This is a genomic window from Kribbella sp. WER1, assembly GCF_054189145.1.
In genome coordinates this window covers 2617577-2632577 of sequence record NZ_CM135186.1, presented here as the reverse complement: position 1 = coordinate 2632577, position 15001 = coordinate 2617577, and the positions used below count along the sequence as shown (strand labels likewise).

The window sequence follows — 15001 nt, the reverse complement described above, 5'->3', positions numbered from 1 at the left end:
TTGCAACCAATATCCTCGACGGAGGTAGCGAAGCAGCTCGGGGCGAACTGTTGATGGAAGCTCAACGTTTGACAGGGCCTGACTTCGCTCCCGGAACGGAAATCAAGGACTCCCGGACCGCGAGAGGCGGCCAGGTCAGGCGGTGAGGAGTAGCGATGAAGAGCACGACCGGAAGCGACGGCGGCTCGTCCAGCGCGGACGGGCGTCACATGACCCTGACCGAACAGATCGCGGCCGAACTGCGAGACCAGATCACGTCCGGCCGACTGGCCCCGGCCGCCGTCCTGCCGTCAGAACGACGCATGGCCGAAACTCACGGCGTCGACCGGGTGACGATCCGGCGCGCGATTGGGCTGCTTCAGACCGAGGGGCTCGTGCAGGCCATTCACGGCAAGGGCGTGTTCGTGCGGCGCGCTGGTGACTGGCCGACCAACACCCACCACCGCACGATCACCGTTGACGGAGACGGCAACTACGTCGACTCCGAATCGACGCTCGGTGAGTGGCGACAGGTCGAGTCCGAGAAGACTTCTCAGATCGACGCCGGAACCCAACTAGCTCTGGCGTTCGGCGTCCCAGCAGGCAGTGCGTTCTACATGTCGGATCGGCTCTTGGAGAACGACGCCGGCACCCGCATTGCCGTACGCGTCTACCTGCCCGCAACCGTCATGAAAGCGCTCCGCGGACTACGCGACATGCCGTACATCTCGGCTCGCCGTGTGTACCAGGCAGCCCGGGTCGCTGGCATGGCACTCGACTTCAACGACTACGTCAGCGCCCGCAACCCAACCCCCGACGACGCCCACGCGCTGCTCATCCCGCCCGGAATCCCGATGCTGACCACGCGCCGGATCGCAACGCATAACGACAGGCCGATCGTGATGCAGGAGACGCATCGCAGCGCGGAAGACACTCAGCTGCACTACCGCCCCACGCCCGGCGCCTAACGGCCCCCGGGCGACCTACGGCCGCATCAGGTGCGCCAGTCGTCTACGGCGAGGCCCCCGGAAATGACATCTCTCCCGGGGGCCTCGCCGCCTCCAAGCCGGGACACCCCGAACTCTGTCCAGGGGCTGGGGTGACCCGGCCTTTCAATGTGATGTTTGTGTCCAGGACAGGGGAAGCCCAGACACAAACGGTGGAACAGTCAGGCTGGCAATGCAGGCGCATTCATGGCTTATATGTCAGCCTGACTGGCTTTCGGGCGTAGTAGCCGTTGCGTACACGAATCTCACGCAACCGAAAGTGTCGTGTTCTGACGTGTCCCGCCCAGCCGCCACTCGCGGCGTAGGCCAGGACGCAGACCGGCGTCAGATACGAAACGTTCCGGGCGTCCTCACCGTCGAGGCCGACACCGTTTCGGCGGTTTACAGCACCTTCTCGGATCTCCCAGCGCCGCAATTTCCTACGCCTAACGTTTCTCGTCTTCAACTCTCTTTGCTCGTTTCTCTCGCATGTTCCGATGGCTCAATGGGCCGAGCGACCAGGATCTTCACGCCTTCGTTTTCAAACGCGCGCAGTGCGGCTTGCGGAGGACCACCGAGCCCATCAAGATGGGACAAGTCGGGGATGATCATTGCTCGCTCGTCCACATGCAAGAGTAGATAGAAGCACTCCTGTAATTGCGCTCGTTCGAGGTAATCGTCATCCTCGAAGATCATGGCGAGGTCAAGTTGATTGGCCACCGCGTAGTCGGTAATTTTCTTCCGCGCAGCCGCAATCTCCCTGGCATCGGCCATGAACGGCCTTTTCAGATATCCGCAGACCATCCGAGTAGCCATCCTGTTTCCCCGTTCGTGTTCAGCCTCCAGTCTCGGCGGGACCGAGTCCTGTAGATGCTTCCTGCGGTCGGCGGTTGAAGCTAGGACCAACTCCAGACACTCCGCCGACATTTCACCGACATACGGTCGAACTCCCCCGAGTGGAAGCCGCAAGAGTCGAGTGAGAGACTGACCGGGTGACCGATGTGCGGTGGACGGGTGGCAGGGTTCGCGCTGTGCGCGGCGCCTTGCGCATGAGCGGCCGCGAGTTCGCAAATCGAGTCGGTGTCAGCGAGCGGATGATTACCCGTTGGGAGGCTCGTCAAGAGATCGGCGCCCGGCCAGTCACACTGGCGGCACTCGATCAGGTCTTTGAAGAAATGACGAGTCGGCAACTCGAACTGTATGCGCAGCTCATTGGAGAACCCGACAGTCAACTGAGCCGGGACGATGTAGCGCAGGCGCGCTTGTCCGAGGCCGTATCTATTGCGCGACCATCGCGGGCACCTGTCGATGAATCAGATGTTCTGGCGATGCAGTCATTTCGGTCGGCAGATCGGCAAGTCGGCGGCGGGCACCTGTATTCGGCAGTCGTGAAGTACCTGAATACTGACGTCGGCCCGCGACTCTTCGGCGGCGACTATACCGCTGAAAATTCGGCCATCTTCACGGCGGCCGCGGGGCTAACAGAGATGGCCGGCTGGATGGCGCACGATGCCGGACGCGACGACCGAGCGTATAACCACTTTCTGCGCGCATTTGACCTATCGAAAGCTGGTCAGGATCACCAGTTGCGAGTGCACGTACTCGCCAGCATGAGTCATCTTGCACACCATCGCGCGAAACCCGAGGAAGCAATTCGGTTTGCCCAAGCAGGGGAGCAGGGACTCACGCAAGGCCCGGCGAACCCAGAGTTGTCGGCACGGGTTTTTGCGATGCAGGCGCGAGGTCACGCGGCGCTTGGGCGGGAACGCCAAACGCTCGAACTGCTGGGTAAGGCCGAGGATGCGCTAGGCGAGAGCCATTCTGAGGAGCCTTCAATGTGGGTCAGCCACTTTGACGAAGGCGCGTTGGCAAGCGAGGCAGCCCGGTGCATGCGTCAACTGAACAAGCATGCTGAAGCGCAGTCGCGCGCGGAACGCATTATCGAATTGAGGCCAGCAAACCGCACGCGGAGCCGGGCATTCGGACAGCTGTTCTTGAGTCTCGCTCTGCTTGAGCAGCGGGAACCTGAAGAAGCCTGTGCGGTCGCGGATGAGGTAATTGAGTCCACGCAGTCATTGGGATCTCATTTGGTCGTGCAGCAGCTCCAGGATATCCAAGGTCAGTTGATGCCATATAGCGGTTCTTCAGTCGTCCGGGAGTTTGGTGACAAACTTTCGGATACGCTCCGGCAGAGGCTCTGGCTGCAACAATGGTTGGCGAATGATCCGCCTAATGCTCAACCGGAAGTGCTATGAATCCTGACCTTCCCCTGTACGAGCGGGACCCCGAGGCGTTCAAGAACTACCTTGCCGAGGGGAACGCGAAGCAAGCGCGAAAGCGCGTCGGTGCGGATGCGATCTTGAAGGATTGCGACGGTCGGATCCTGCTCGTGGACCCTGCCTACAAGCCGGACTGGGACTTGCCGGGTGGAATGATCGAGGCGAACGAGCCGCCCGTTGATGGCCTTCGTCGTGAACTGCTTGAAGAACTGGATCTCAAAGTGCCGTCGTCTCGCCTTGAGTTGGCTTGCATTGACTGGGTATCGCCGCACGGCCCGTGGGACGACTCACTCATGTTTGTTTTCGATGGCGGCGCGTTGTCGGCGTCGGAGGTTGAGAACATCCACCTTCGTGATGGTGAGTTGAAGAAATACACCTTCGGTACTGAGTCGCAGGCCCAGGAACGGCTTCGCCCGTACGTGTGGCGGCGGCTAGAAGCCGCGCTGCGCGCCTTTGAGGCGGGCAGTGTGGCCTACCTGCATGACGGCCGAAAGATCTGACCTGCACGCGTCCTACCTGTACAGCAATAGCAGCGGCCCGCTCTCGTGCGAGAGCGGGCCGTCTTGTTGCGCGGGCTAGTTGTTGGCGAGTGGGTGTGGTTCGCCGGTGAGGGCGGCGAGGGCGGTGGCGATTTCGGGGAGGGTGGCTCGGACGTAGGTGGCGGTGGTTCCGGCGTTGGTGTTGTCGGTGTGGCCTGCGTAGGCCCTTGCGGTTGCGTAGCCGAAGTTGCGTTCTACCCAGGTGAGAGTGGTGTGGCGTAGCCAGTGGGTGGAGATTTGTTGGGTGTGGACGTAGGGGAGGTGTTTGCCGAGGCGCACCCAGAGGTTGTCGTAGCGGCGCTTGGTGATCGGTTTCCCGTTGGCGTAGCGGAGTAGTTGTTGGTGGGGTTGTGCGCCGCGTGTCTTGGCGTGGTGGATGAGGTGGGTCATGAGGGTGGGGGAGATGGGTTGCCAGCGGGTGGTTTCGCCTTTTTCGTTGAGGCGGATGAGGCATTGGGTGGGGTCAAGGTCGTTGGGGGTGAGGGCGAGTGCTCCGCCGCGTCGGCAGGCGGTTTCGGTGTGGAGTCTGAGGATGAGGGTGTCTAGTGCGGGGTCGTTTCCGGTGGTGGCGGCGGTGTGATTGATTTCTGCGAGTTGTTGGTCGGGGATGGCGCGCCGGTTGGATGTTTGGCGTCGGGGTTTGTTGACCTTGAGTGCTGGGTTTTGTTGTTCGGTGAGGATTCCGTCGGCGGTGGCTCTGCGGTAGATGCAGCGGAGTGCGGAGATGGTGTGTTCTGCGGCGTAGCGTCCGCCGCGTGCGTTTCGTCGTACGGTGGCGTTTTCTTTGATGGTTCTGGCGAGTTGTTCGATTTCGGTGGGTGTGGGTTCTGTGAGTTGGCGTTCGCCCCAGGCGTTGACGATGCGGTTCCAGTACGAGGAGTAGACGCGACGGGTTCCGGGGCTCACAGCCGCGCTGACGACGGGTACGTATTCCGCAAAGGTCGGCGCGTGCGGCCGGGGCTCGGTGGCGGCCAGGAGGTCAGCGGCGGATACACCGAGCTTGGACAGCAGTAGGCGGGCTGCCTCGATATCGGCGTCGGTTGGTGTGCTCATGCCGCCTCACCGCCCAGGAGTAGGTCTAGCGCGGCTGGCGGATAGATCGTCAGGCGCGACGACTCGGGGTCGGCGGCCAACAGCACCCGGTCTCCGGCAGCCAGTGCGCACCTATGCCGCAGCGGCGCAGGGATGCGCACATTGCCTTGCGAGGTCACCCCGTACGGCCCGGTGGGATCGGGTGTCATGGTGAGGGCACCATCGGCCTCGGTGATGCTGAGGGCTAGGAGCGGCGGCCAGTCGAGTGCGCGCATGATCGGCCGGTCGACGATGCGTCCTCGGTTGTCCACGGCGGACAGGCCGTAGACGAGGTTCGATGTACGTGCGGATGCCAACGTGGGCAGGGGAAACGCTCCGCGCGTGGCGGGAGCTGATGTAGGCCCGCCGCGCTCAGGTGCGGCGGTCGTGATGGCTGGGATGACGGCTAGCGGTAGGGCGGTCACAGGGACCACCCCGGCTCGCCAAGCCAGCCACTTGAACACGTTTCGGCTAGGTGTGGCAGGTATGCAACGCGGTTGTGCCAGAGGCGGGAGTTGAACCCGCACGCCCGGGGGCGCCGGCACCTAAAGCCGGTGTGTCTGCCGTTCCACCACTCTGGCCGAGGAGGCGTGGTGCCTCCCCTTGGAGGTACATCCTAGGGGAGGCTGCCGGGTCAGCGGCTTTGGAGGGCGTCGATGAAGACGCTCTTGAGGTCGCTGGGGTTCTTCGCGACGTACGCCTGGCCGCCGGTGGCCTGGGCCAGGGCGGTGAGTTCGTTGGCGTTCGCCTCAGGGCCCATACCGAGGGCGATGATGCGGACCGGGCGGGACGGGTCCTGGAGGCCTTGGAGGGTCTGGACGGCCTTCTCCAGGGTGGGGCTGCCGGGGTCGTCGTTCTTGCCGTCGGTGAACAGCAGGATCGTGTTGACAGCGCTCGACTTGTACGTCTGGCGGACCTGGCGGACGGCCGCGATCGCGGTGTCGTACAGGCCGGTGCCGCCGCCGACGATCGGGTGCTGGCTGCTCAGCTGGCCCATGATCGTCTGGCGTTGCGCCTTGGTGAGCGGGGCGATCGGGACCAGCGGCTTGTAGTCGGCGTTGTCGGAGCCGATCTTGGTGGAGAACGTCCACAGACCGAGCTCGGCGCTGTCCGGGAACAGGCTCAGGCCGCTGGACGCCGCCTCGACGGTGAGCTGCCAGCGGGTCTTGTTGCCGACCTTCTCGGCCATCGAGCCGGAGACGTCGATGACGGCAAGCGAGTGCGTGGACAGCGAGAGCCGGGTCCAGTTCTGCAGCGTCGCCTCGATCGCGGAGCTGGTCGGCTTGGTCAGCTGGGTGACGTTGCCGACGCCGCGGCCGCCGCTCAGCGGGCTGAGCGTGGTGTCACGGAAGCCGGCCTGGTCCCGCGCCTGGGCGGCCGAGTCGCTGAGCAGCTCGGTGGCCAGCGCCTGTGCGGCGTCGCTGGCCGACTGGTTGTCGGACTTCGCGGTGACCACGATCGGGTAGTCCAGCGTCAGCGTGCCGGTAGCCGGCTGGATCGCTTTCAGCTGGGCGTCCGGGTGCGCCTCCTGGTACTTCACGAAGCTCTGCTCGGACGCCGGTACGACGGTCTTGCTGCCGTCCTGGTCCGCGCGGCCGAACAGCGCGTTCACGTCGTTGTACGGCTTGGCCATCGACCCGAGCCGCTGCGCGAGCGGTACGACGACCTGCGACACCTGGGTGTCCGACGTCGACGTCTTCTGCCGCTCCGACTGCACCGCGAGCAGCGTGAGCGCGCCGGGCGAGGTGTTCAGCGGGTCGAGCAGGGCCGGTTCGGTGGCGCCGAGCAGCCGCAGCCAGCTCGACGTGTCGCCGAAGTTCTCGCTGCGGCCGACCAGGACCAGCGGGGAGCTGGCGACCGAGGGGACCGCGATGCTCGGGACGCTCTCGCCGTCGTCGGCCTGCGCGACCCACAGCGAGGAGTCCGGCACCCAGAGGTCTGGCCGGCCGTCGCTGCCGTGCGCGACGTCCCGGGCGACCGTTGCCGACGGCGCCGAGGTGATCGTGATCTGGTAGCAGGCGGCGCCGTCCTTGCCGCCCTTGGCGGACAGCGACTTCGCGGCGGCCTCGAGCGGCGACTGCATCTCGGGCGTGGTGGACAGCCGGATCTGGGTCGGGTCGGAGCACGCCTTGCCGCCGGACAGCAGTCCGTCGGTCCCGGAGCCGGCCCCGAAGGACCGGACCACGAACACGGCGCCGAGCGACAGCACCAGCAGCCCGACCGCGGTGAGGTACACCGTTCGGCGGTTGCTGTTACGTCCCGTCACCGCTGAGGAGTGTTTTCCCATCGCGGCAGGTCCCTCCCTCCCAGATGCGGCCAGAGGCTGACTGCGCGCGCAGATTACCCAATTTCCGCATGTCACGGTGAAGGCCGGAACGGTCGTGATACACCCGTCGCCGAACCGGAACCGTCTCCGGAGTACGGCTCATTCACAGGAATGCTCGAAAACTCACCCTGTGTGCCGACTCTGCTGCAGACCGCTGAGATGTTTCTGTGACCCAAATCACAGCACGGGTTTGCTCAAACGACCGTTCCATGGACCATCGCCGTGAAACGGTCGAGAGTTCCTCAGAGACCGAGGTCGCGACGGAGCTTGGCGACGTGCCCGGTGGCCTTCACGTTGTACTGCGCGACGGCGATCTTCCCGTCCGGGTCGACGACGAACGTGGACCGGATCACGCCGGTCACCTTCTTCCCGTACATGGTCTTCTCGCCGAACGCGCCGTACGCCGTCAGCACCTCCTTGTCGGGGTCGCTGAGCAGCGGGAAGGTCACCGCGTCACGCTCGCGGAACTTCGCGAGCTTGGCCGGCTTGTCCGGGGAGATGCCGAGCACCGCGTACCCGGCGGCCTGCAGGGAGTCGAGCGAGTCGCGGAAGTCGCAGGCCTGCTTGGTGCAGCCCGGGGTCATCGCGGCCGGGTAGAAGTAGACGATCACGTTCTTCCCGCGCAGATCCGCGAGCGCCACGTCGTTGCCGTCGGCATCGGGCAGGGTGAAGTCGGGTGCGGTGTCGCCGACGGACAGACGATCGGACATCAGGTCCTCCACGGATCGGTACTGGTCAGCGTCATGCTACGTCGGGCCTCTCGGCGGCGCGGCTAGCCTGACCTCATGCGGGCCATGACAGTCACGCCGGGCAAGTCCGACTCCGCGACCCTCGGCCAGGTCGCCGATCCGCCGGTCGCCGACGGGTCGATCCTCGTGGAAGGCCTGCTCACCGGTATCTGCGGGACCGACCTGGAGCTGGTCTCCGGAGCCTTCGGCAGCGGCCGGCCGGGATCGGACCGGCTCGTCATCGGGCACGAGTCGCTCGGACGGGTGCTGGAGGCGCCCGCGGGCTCGGGTTTCGCCACGGGCGACCTGGTGGCGGGAGTGGTACGCCGGCCCGACCCGGTGCCCTGCCCGGCGTGCGCGCGGGGCGAGTGGGACTTCTGCCGCAACGGGCAGTACACGGAGCGCGGCATCAAGGACATGGACGGGTACGGCGCCGAGCGCTGGCGGGTCGACCCGTACTTCGCCGTACCGGTGCCTGCCGCGCTCGGGCACCTCGGCGTACTCGTGGAACCGGCCAGCATCATGACGAAGGCGTGGGAGCAGATCGACCGGGTAGGGCAGCGGTCGTACTACGCCCCGCGGCACGTGCTCGTCACGGGCGCCGGGCCGATCGGTCTGCTGGCCGCACTGATCGCAAAGCAGCGCGGGTACGACGTACACGTGCTGGATCGCGTGAACGACGGCCCCAAGCCGGAGCTGGTGCGGGAGCTCGGCGCGACGTACCTGACGGACCTGCAGCAGCTGGACGTCGTACCGGATGTGGTGATGGAGGCCACCGGGGTCGGGCAGCTCGTTTACGACTGTGCGGCGCTCCTGCCGCCTGCGGGCGTCCTGTGCCTCGCCGGGATCCACCCTGGCCCGGCAACCGTCGACGTACCGCTGGACACGCTCGTACGGCAGCTGGTTGTGCGCAACGCCGCACTCGTAGGCACGGTCAACGCCGGTAAGCGGCACTACGCGGACGCCGTGAACGTGCTGCTGAAGGCCGACAAGCCCTGGCTGGATCGCCTGATCACCCGGACCGTACCGCTGTCCGAATGGCCGAAAGCACTGGTACGGGAACCGGAAGACATCAAGGTGGTCGTGGACTTGCGGGGCTGACCTGCGAGGATGGGGGTGACCGGGGCAGATCGGGGCATGCCCCGCCGACGGAAGGGAGCCGACACGTGTCGGACACGAAGGCTCGGACCGCCGAGCAGATCGAGGCGGACATCGCCGCCACCCGGGAGCGCCTGGCCTCCACCGTGGACGAGCTGGTCGACCGGGCGAACCCGAAGGCCGTGCTCGAGCGGCAGGTCGAGCAGGCCAAGTCCCAGGTCTTCGACGAGGACGGGCAGCTGCGCACCCAGAAGATCGTCGCGGTCGCCGGTGCGGTCGTCGGCGTGGTCGGCGTACTGCTGGTGATCCGCCGGCTGGTGGGTCGCCGGTGACTCCTCGCAAGCGGCTCTCCGACGACAAGCTCCCGATCCGGATGCTGCACGACCGGGTCCTGGTCTCGGTCGAGCAGGAGGGCGAGCGGAAGTCGTCGGCGGGCATCCTGATCCCCGCCACGGCCCAGATGGGCCGCCGGCTGTCGTGGGCGAAGGTGGTCGCGATCGGCGCCAACGTGCGCACCGTCGAGGTCGACGACCGGGTGCTGTTCGACCCGGAGGACCGGGCCGAGGTGGAGGTGCGCGGCGACGACTACATCCTGCTGCGCGAGCGCGACCTGCACGCGGTCGCGGCCGGTCGCCTCGAGGACGGCCAGACCGGCCTCTATCTCTGAAACCTGAACCGTGCGGGAGTGTCTGGCCCGCCGGTGACCAGGTCGCGGACGAACGCGCCGACCAGCGGCACGAACTTGAAGCCCTGCCCGGAGAACCCGGCGGCCACCGTGACCGGTCCGGCGCGGTCGATCACGAAGTCCGCCGTGGGCGTGTTGTCGTACAGACAGCTGATCGCCGTCGACCGGGTCGGGTCGAGCCCTGGGTACCAGTTCTCGACGTACTGCAGCAGCTGTGCGTCCCGGGAGGGCTCTGGCTGGAAGTCACGCGCGTCGGGGTCCACTACAGGCCCCGTTGCGTGCAGACCGACCTTAACGCCGGACCCTGGCTCGTACAGGCCGTAGCTGGTCGGCCCGTGGTGTACGAAGCTCGGCCACTCCAGCCCGTCGGACACCGGCGCGAAGAACCGTGGCTGTTCCTGTGTGACCGTGAACGGCGGCAACGGCACCAGCCCGTCCACGACCTTCGGTGTCCATGGTCCTGCCGTCACCACGACCTGCCGAGCCCTCACAGCCCCACCCGGTACGTCGAGCTCGACCAGTCCGTCCCGGGTCCGTAGCGCCCGTACTGGTGACTGCACGCGAAACTCGACGCCGGAACGACCAGCCACGACCTGCAGCGCGTGAACCGCCCGCTCGGCGTACAGGCGTCCAGAACCGGGCTGAAAGAGCACAGGCGTCTCGAACCGGAACCCTGGCCACCGCTCGGCCGCCTCCGCCGCCGGCAGTACCGATCCGGTTGCCCCATGCAACGACCGGAACCCGTCGACGACCGCGACGCTCATCCCGTGGTCGATCCCACCCGTCTCCTCGAGCAGGGTCTCGCCCGACTCCGACTCCAACTGCCGCCACAACGGCCTGGCGCGTTCGGTGAGCTCCGCGATCTCGGCGTCGTCCACGGCGGCCCGGTACAGCCGGGTGGCGCCGTGCGACCCGCCCCGGTCGTGACCGAGCGTGAACTGCTCCAGTACGACGACCTCCCGGCCCGCGGCCGCCAGCGCCCACGCGGCGGCCGATCCCATCGCCCCGCCGCCCACCACGGCCACGTCGTATGTCACGGGACCGATCGTAGTGTTCGCTGGCGTTGTGGACAGCGGATCACAGCCGCCGAGCGTTTGGGGGAGAATGGCCGGGTGATCTTCGAGACCTCCAGCCGCCTGCCCGACTTCCCGTGGGACAAGCTCGCCCCCTATCAGCAGAAGGCGGCCGCGCATCCCGACGGCATCGTCGACCTGTCCGTGGGCAGTCCGGTCGACCCGGTGCCGGAGCTGGTGAAGCAGGCGCTGGCCGACGCGGCGGACGCCCCGGCGTACCCGACGACGATCGGTACGTCGGCGGCGCGGCAGGCCGCGGTGGACTGGATGGAGCGGCGGCTCGGCGTCATCGGTGTCGACCCGAAGGCCGGCGTGCTGCCGGTGATCGGCACCAAGGAGCTGATCATGATGCTGCCGACGCTGCTCGGCATCGGCGCCGGCGACACCGTGCTGATCCCGGACCTGGCCTACCCGACGTATGAGGCTGGTGCCGCGCTCGCGAGGGCGACCAGCGTCCCGGTCGCGGACCCGGCGGCGTACGACGGACCGGTCCGGGTCGCGTACCTGAACTCGCCGCGCAACCCGTCGGGCGAGATCACCCCGGCGGCGGACCTGCGGCGCGCGGTCGAGTGGGCCCGGGCGAACGACGTACTCCTGGTCAGCGACGAGTGCTACACGGAGTTCGGCTGGGACGAGAAGCCGGTGTCGGTGCTGCACCCGGACGTGTCCGGCGGCAGCTTCGACAACCTGCTCGCGGTGCACTCGCTGTCCAAGCGCTCCAACCTGGCCGGGTACCGCGGCGGCTTCGTCGCGGGCGACCCGACCGTCGTGACCGAGCTGCTCGCGGTCCGCAAGCACGCCGGGCTGATGGTGCCGTCCCCGATCCAGGCCGCGATGGCGGCGGCCTTCGCGGACGACGCGCACGTGGAGGAGCAGCGCGGCCGGTACCTGCGCCGCCGCGCGGTCCTGCGGGACGCCCTGACCGAGGCAGGCTGGGAGATCACGCTGTCGAACGGCGGGCTGTACCTGTGGGCCTCGCACCCGTCGTACGACGCGTACGGCTCCGTCGGAGCGCTCGCCGACAAGGGGATCCTGGTCGCGCCGGGCGCGTTCTACGGCACCGCCGGCGAGCGGCACATCCGGGTCGCGCTGACCGGGACCGACGAGCGCATCGACGCGGCGGTGAAACGGCTGCAGGAGTAGAAACTTCGCGATTCCGTGTGACGTCCCGCGGGTGTGACCGCCTCTAACAGAGGTAGGTGATGTCCAGGGAGGGAAGACGGATGCGGCTGCTCGGGATCGTGGCGGTACTGCTGGCAGGTGTCACACCAACACCAACACCAACACCAACCCTGACACCGACTCCGGCCGTGGTGTCGCCGACGCCGACGCCGGACTGGTCGATCACGCTGGACCAACCTGCCCCGTCCTGGGAGGACCGGCCGACCGTCTTCACCGGCCGGATCAGCAAGCCGATCACCGGCTCGTACGTCACGCTCTGGCAGCGCGTCCCCGGCGCCTGGGTGCTGCGCGGCTCCACCCGCACCACGGCCGGCGGCGCGTACCGCTTCAGCTACGTGTCGGCGGCCACCGGCAGCTGGGCGTTCCGCACGATGATCGGCGTCAAGGCCGAGACCGCGCTCGCGATCTCGGACTACCGGACGGTGCCGATCCAGGACCGGAAGATCGTCCTCGTCACCCCGGCCGCCTGGTACGCGACGCTCACCGGCGTCTCCGTCACCGGCAAGCTGGTCCCGGCCGAACCGGGCAAGGAAGTCGCGCTCCAGCAGTACCTCGGCGGCGGCAAGTGGCAGCTGCTGAACGTCGCGACAATGGATGCCAAAGGCAACTTCCGGCTCCGGGTCCCCGACGACCTGCCGGCCACCCGCACCGTCCGCGTGGTCACCCGTGGCGTCAACCAGGCCGCAATGGAGTACTCCCCGCTCGCCAAGATCGTGGTGAAGGCGGCACTCAACCCCAAGGTGTACGCCGTCTCCGCCGCGATGGTGCCGAACACGTACCGGGCCGGCTGTCCCGTGAAGCCGTCGTCGCTGCGGCTGCTGCAGCTGAACTACTGGGGCTTCGACGGCCGCGTGCACCGCGGCGAGCTGATCCTCCGGGACGCGGCGGTCGCGAAGATGATCACGGTCTGGACCTCGACGTTCGCGGCGAGGTTCCCGATCCGGCAGATGCGCCGGGTGGACGTGTTCGGCGGCAACGACGTCCGGGCGATGGCGGCGGACAACACGTCGGCGTTCAACTGCCGCCGGGTGACCGGCGACCCGTACTCGCTGTCGCCGCACTCGTACGGCTGGGCGATCGACATCAACACCGTCGAGAACCCGTACCTGGCCGCGAACGGCGTCTGGTACCCGTCGAACGGGCTGGCGTACCGCAACCGCGCCGCGGTCCGCCCGGGCATGCTGTTCGCGAACAGCGTCACCACGAAGGCCCTGGTCGGCCAGGGCTACTTCTGGGGCGCCGGCTGGGCCAAGCCCGACTACCAGCACTTCGAGCCGAAGTGAAGGCCCTCGTAGCTGCCTGCTGGCTCACGGTCGTGCTGACAGCGTGCAGTTCGCAACCCGTTGCTGTGCAGCCGACTCCGTCACAGGCGATCCCGAGCACAGTCAGCGGTACGGTGCCTGTCCCCAGCACTACGCGTCTACCGATCAGCCGACGGATGCAGCCGTCCCGCCGCAGCTCCCGGAGCAGGCGACCGCTCCACCGCCGGCCAGCGCCGGACCGCTCACAGCCGGCAACCTGCCGGCACCGGAGAAACTAGGCGCCGGCTGGACGACCTACACCGACCCAGGCGGCGCCGAGGCGGGCTTTGTCGGCAACAAGACCTGGACGCGCCGCCGTGACGCCCACCAGGCGTCGTACGAAGCCCTACCGTCCGGCTGCTCCGGCCAACCCGTCAACGGCTCCCTCCCCGTCCCGGTGTACGCCTTGACCGGCAGCTACCGCACCAACGACGCCCTACCCGCCACGGCCTTGCTCTTGCGCTTCAAGAACGCGGCTAACGCGAGCGCGTACTTCCAGGGCTACCAAAGCCGCATGCAAGCCTGCGGCTCAGGCGGCGACCTCTCCATCCAACAGCTCTGGGCCACCACCACAGCAGCCACCGCGGTCCGTTCGTACTCCGGCGCAGAGTCCTACGTAGACCTGTCTGTCGTGAAGGGCGCAACAGTCGCCCTCCTGGCAACAACGTCCACCGCGGCGGCGCAACAGGCCGACTGGGCGCACACCGTCGTACCAGCCCTGGAAGCCGTCATCGACTGACGTCCACGACCGCCCGGGCGAATTCCCGCGGCGCCTCCTGCGGGACGTTGTGCCCGACGTCGACCGTGCGGTGTTCGTACCGTCCGACGAAGTGCTCGCGGTACGACGACCCGTTCCCCGCCGGGGTGAACGGGTCGTGCCTGCCGTCGATCGTGATCGTCGGCACCGCGATCGTCGGCGCCTTCTGCAGCTTGGCCTCCAGCGCCGCGTACTCCGGCTCGGCCGGGATCAGGCTCTGCCGCCAGCGGTAGTTCCCGATCACGATCGCCTCGTAGTCCGGGTTGTCGAACGCCGCCGCGGTCCGCGCGTACGTCGCCGCGCTGTACTTCCAGGTCGGCGAGTTGAACTTCCAGATGAACTCGCCGAGCTCCCGCTTGTACTCATGCAGCCCCTGCGCGCCGCGCTCGGTGGCGAAGTAGTACTGGTACCACCAGGCGTTCTCGGCCGCGGGCGGGAGCGGCTTCTTGTTCGCCTCCAGGTTCGTGATCAGGTACCCGGTGACCGACACCAGCGCGCGTACCCGTTCCGGCCAGAGCGCCGCGATGATGTCCGCCGTCCGTGAGCCCCAGTCGTACCCGGCCAGCACGGCGCGCTCGATCCGCAGGGCGTCCATCAGCGCGAGTACGTCCAGCGCGAACGCGGCCTGGTCCACGTTCCGCGGTGCCGACGCCGAGCGGAACGTCGTACTGCCGTGGCCGCGCAGGTACGGGACGACCACCCGGTAGCCGCGCCGGGCGAGCAGCGGGGCGACCTCCTCGAAGCTGTGGATGTCGTACGGGAACCCGTGCAGCAGGACGACCGGTGTGCCGCTCGCCGGGCCGAGCTCGACGTACCCGACGTTCAGAACACCCGCGTCGATCTGCCGGACCGGGCCGAACGGGGGGAGGCTGGGTGTTGCACCGGTCAGCAGGAGCGGGGTGGTCGCGGCGGCGGTCTTGAGGAGGGTGCGGCGGCTGATGTTCATGGGAGACCTTTCCGAGTGGGTTCGCCTTCACCCTCGCCCGGGTGGGCCGCG

At 67.3% G+C, this 15001-nt stretch carries 16 protein-coding genes and 1 tRNA gene; 9 read left to right on the top strand and 8 right to left on the bottom strand.

The window, feature by feature from the left end; translation table 11 throughout:
• Positions 1-155: 155 nt before the first annotated feature.
• Positions 156-947 carry a GntR family transcriptional regulator gene (locus ACXJJ3_RS12855; RefSeq protein WP_458170232.1) on the top strand — a complete coding sequence of 264 codons (792 nt, stop codon included), beginning with the start codon at positions 156-158 and terminating at the stop codon, positions 945-947.
• 480 nt (positions 948-1427) lie between these two features.
• On the opposite strand, the gene ACXJJ3_RS12850 is transcribed toward ACXJJ3_RS12855, so the two are convergent.
• Positions 1428-1781 (bottom strand): hypothetical protein, encoded by a 354-nt coding sequence (locus tag ACXJJ3_RS12850; protein ID WP_458170231.1) that lies wholly within the window; start codon positions 1779-1781, stop codon positions 1428-1430.
• Positions 1782-1957: 176 nt separating this feature from the next.
• Here ACXJJ3_RS12850 and ACXJJ3_RS12845 point away from each other — a divergent pair, with 176 nt between their 5' ends.
• Positions 1958-3220, top strand: a complete 1263-nt coding sequence (locus ACXJJ3_RS12845; RefSeq protein ID WP_458170230.1) for a hypothetical protein — start codon at positions 1958-1960, stop codon at positions 3218-3220.
• Complete coding sequence (locus ACXJJ3_RS12840; protein WP_458170229.1) at positions 3217-3744, top strand: NUDIX domain-containing protein; 528 nt, start codon at positions 3217-3219, stop codon at positions 3742-3744. The genes ACXJJ3_RS12845 and ACXJJ3_RS12840 overlap by 4 nt, the downstream gene beginning before the upstream one ends.
• Positions 3745-3819: 75 nt before the next feature.
• Here ACXJJ3_RS12840 and ACXJJ3_RS12835 read toward each other — a convergent pair whose 3' ends face one another.
• The 5 genes from ACXJJ3_RS12835 to bcp all read right to left on the bottom strand — a co-directional run bounded on the left by ACXJJ3_RS12835 (position 3820) and on the right by bcp (position 7890).
• Entirely contained in the window at positions 3820-4836 is a 1017-nt protein-coding gene (locus ACXJJ3_RS12835; RefSeq protein WP_458170228.1) for a tyrosine-type recombinase/integrase, read from the bottom strand.
• A complete protein-coding gene (locus ACXJJ3_RS12830) occupies positions 4833-5171 on the bottom strand; it encodes a hypothetical protein (RefSeq protein ID WP_458170227.1) in 339 nt (112 codons plus the stop codon). Before ACXJJ3_RS12830 ends, ACXJJ3_RS12835 begins: the two co-directional genes overlap by 4 nt.
• Before the next feature lie 183 nt (positions 5172-5354).
• Positions 5355-5435: transfer RNA gene (locus tag ACXJJ3_RS12825), tRNA-Leu, on the bottom strand.
• 53 nt (positions 5436-5488) lie between these two features.
• Positions 5489-7120 (bottom strand): substrate-binding and VWA domain-containing protein, encoded by a 1632-nt coding sequence (locus tag ACXJJ3_RS12820; RefSeq protein WP_458170226.1) that lies wholly within the window; start codon positions 7118-7120, stop codon positions 5489-5491.
• A gap of 302 nt (positions 7121-7422) precedes the next feature.
• The gene (bcp, locus tag ACXJJ3_RS12815; protein ID WP_458170225.1) at positions 7423-7890 is read right to left on the bottom strand and encodes a thioredoxin-dependent thiol peroxidase; all 468 of its coding nucleotides are present in this window, start codon (positions 7888-7890) and stop codon (positions 7423-7425) included.
• Between the two features lie 75 nt (positions 7891-7965).
• Between bcp and ACXJJ3_RS12810 the strand changes: the two genes are divergently transcribed.
• From ACXJJ3_RS12810 to ACXJJ3_RS12800, 3 genes are all read left to right on the top strand, one after another.
• Positions 7966-9009 carry a glucose 1-dehydrogenase gene (locus tag ACXJJ3_RS12810; protein WP_458170224.1) on the top strand — a complete coding sequence of 348 codons (1044 nt, stop codon included), beginning with the start codon at positions 7966-7968 and terminating at the stop codon, positions 9007-9009.
• A 65-nt stretch (positions 9010-9074) separates the two neighbouring features.
• A complete protein-coding gene (locus ACXJJ3_RS12805) occupies positions 9075-9338 on the top strand; it encodes a DUF3618 domain-containing protein (RefSeq protein ID WP_380191319.1) in 264 nt (87 codons plus the stop codon).
• Complete coding sequence (locus ACXJJ3_RS12800) at positions 9335-9673, top strand: GroES family chaperonin (protein WP_458170223.1); 339 nt, start codon at positions 9335-9337, stop codon at positions 9671-9673. The genes ACXJJ3_RS12805 and ACXJJ3_RS12800 overlap by 4 nt, the downstream gene beginning before the upstream one ends.
• Here ACXJJ3_RS12800 and ACXJJ3_RS12795 read toward each other — a convergent pair.
• Positions 9664-10728: an FAD-dependent oxidoreductase gene (locus ACXJJ3_RS12795; RefSeq protein ID WP_458170222.1), complete on the bottom strand. Its 1065-nt coding sequence runs from the start codon at positions 10726-10728 to the stop codon at positions 9664-9666. The two genes, ACXJJ3_RS12800 and ACXJJ3_RS12795, sit on opposite strands and share 10 nt — an antisense overlap.
• A 78-nt stretch (positions 10729-10806) precedes the next feature.
• Here ACXJJ3_RS12795 and dapC point away from each other — a divergent pair, with 78 nt between their 5' ends.
• The 3 genes from dapC to ACXJJ3_RS12780 all read left to right on the top strand — a co-directional run bounded on the left by dapC (position 10807) and on the right by ACXJJ3_RS12780 (position 13986).
• On the top strand, positions 10807-11907 hold the full coding sequence (gene dapC, locus ACXJJ3_RS12790; protein WP_458171885.1) for a succinyldiaminopimelate transaminase: 1101 nt from the start codon (positions 10807-10809) through the stop codon (positions 11905-11907).
• An 80-nt stretch (positions 11908-11987) separates the two neighbouring features.
• A complete protein-coding gene (locus ACXJJ3_RS12785) occupies positions 11988-13229 on the top strand; it encodes a M15 family metallopeptidase (RefSeq protein ID WP_458170221.1) in 1242 nt (413 codons plus the stop codon).
• Positions 13230-13272: 43 nt separating this feature from the next.
• A complete protein-coding gene (locus ACXJJ3_RS12780; protein ID WP_458170220.1) occupies positions 13273-13986 on the top strand; it encodes a hypothetical protein in 714 nt (237 codons plus the stop codon).
• Here the strand turns inward: ACXJJ3_RS12780 and ACXJJ3_RS12775 are convergent.
• Positions 13976-14950, bottom strand: a complete 975-nt coding sequence (locus ACXJJ3_RS12775; RefSeq protein ID WP_458170219.1) for an alpha/beta fold hydrolase — start codon at positions 14948-14950, stop codon at positions 13976-13978. The genes ACXJJ3_RS12780 and ACXJJ3_RS12775 overlap by 11 nt on opposite strands.
• Positions 14951-15001: the final 51 nt, after the last annotated feature.